Source organism: Rhodococcus sp. EPR-147 (assembly GCF_001647185.1).
GTDB lineage: Bacteria > Actinomycetota > Actinomycetes > Mycobacteriales > Mycobacteriaceae > Rhodococcoides.
Map to the genome: position 1 here is coordinate 1 of NZ_LVCU01000018.1, position 1,621 is coordinate 1,621.

The window sequence follows — 1,621 nt, forward strand, 5'->3', positions numbered from 1 at the left end:
TTCGCGTCGACACATCGAGATCCGGTGGGACGGCCGCGTGGCCATGCTCTCCGATCTGGGTTCCACCAACGGCACCACCGTCAACGGCGCTCCGGTGCAGGACTGGCAACTGGCCGACGGCGACGTCATTCGGGCCGGCCACTCCGAAATTCTGGTCCGGATCGTCTGACGATCTTTCGTGGGCTCGGGTGGCGGTTCGACTCGCACTCTCGCCGACCCGTATGTCGTCCACACGAGCTGCTTGACCCTATGATGCTGCGAGGCAACCATGTCTGCCGCGCCGCGGCTTTTCGCGTGGGCGGGATGCAGGTCGATTGCGAAGGAGGAGGTGAATCGTCGTGCAGGGATTGATTCTGCAACTGACAAGGGCGGGCTTCCTGCTGTTGTTGTGGTTCTTCGTCTGGGCCGTCCTTCGCACCTTGCGCAGCGACATCTACGCGGCCGCAGGCATGCGAGTGCCTGCTCGCTACTCCGGCGGCTCGAAAGTTCTTCCGTCGTTCAACAAGCGGAAGGTGGCCAAGTACCTCGTGGTGACCCAGGGCGGTCTCGCCGGAACGCGTATCTCGCTCGGAACGCAGCCCGTCCTCATCGGACGCGCGGACGACTCCACTCTCGTTCTGACAGACGACTACTCGTCGACGCGGCATGCGCGCATCTCGCCCCGCGGCGGTGACTGGTACGTCGAGGACCTCGGTTCGACCAACGGCACCTACCTCGACCGCGCGAAGGTGACCACCGCCGTTCGCGTGCCCCTGGGAACCCCTGTCCGCGTCGGCAAGACCGTGATCGAGTTGCGCCCGTGACCCTCGTCCTTCGCTACGCCGCCCGCAGTGATCGCGGTCTGGTTCGATCCAACAACGAGGACTCCGTGTACGCCGGGGCTCGCCTACTGGCGCTGGCCGACGGTATGGGCGGTCACGCGGCCGGTGAAGTGGCCTCGCAGTTGATGATCGCCGCATTGGCTCATCTCGACGACGACGAGCCCGGCGAGGATCTGCTGGGCAAACTGGAGGCAGCAACCCGCGAAGGCAACGCGTCCATCGCAGATCAGGTCGAGGACGAACCCGAGCTCGACGGCATGGGAACCACGCTGACCGCAATCCTGTTCGCGGGCAAGCGAATCGGACTGGTACACATCGGCGACTCACGTGCGTACATGCTGCGCGACGGCTCGCTCACCCAGATCACTCGCGACGACACCTTCGTCCAGTCACTCGTCGACGAGGGCCGCATCACCGCCGAACAGGCGCACACCCACCCGCAGCGTTCGCTGATCATGCGCGCCCTCACCGGCAACGAGATCGAGCCGACGCTCACCGTTCGGGAAGTACGTGCAGGCGACCGCTACCTGCTGTGCTCCGACGGCCTCTCGGACGTCGTCAGCGACGAAACCATCGAGAACACCATGAACGAGGGCGAGACCGGCCCGTGCGCCGATCGCCTGATCGAACTCGCGCTGCGCAGCGGCGGACCCGACAACGTGACGGTCGTCGTCGCCGACGTGATCGACCTCGACTACGGACAGAGCCACCCCATCCTCGGCGGTGCCGCCAGCACCGAGGACGAGGAAGACGCCCCTCCGCCCAACACCGCAGCCGGACGCGCCGCCGCGATGCGACCA

3 protein-coding genes are annotated in these 1,621 nt (G+C 65.9%); all 3 read left to right on the forward strand.

The window, feature by feature from the left end; translation table 11 throughout:
- Positions 1-169 (forward strand): FHA domain-containing protein (locus tag A2J02_RS27000; RefSeq protein WP_156516023.1); only part of this gene is annotated, 169 nt, incomplete at its 5' end.
- Positions 170-338: 169 nt separating this feature from the next.
- Positions 339-803, forward strand: a complete 465-nt coding sequence (locus A2J02_RS00845) for an FHA domain-containing protein FhaB/FipA (RefSeq protein WP_068045544.1) — start codon at positions 339-341, stop codon at positions 801-803.
- A partial coding sequence (locus A2J02_RS00850) for a PP2C family protein-serine/threonine phosphatase (RefSeq protein ID WP_197477891.1) occupies positions 800-1,621 on the forward strand: 822 nt, incomplete at its 3' end. The genes A2J02_RS00845 and A2J02_RS00850, both read left to right, overlap by 4 nt.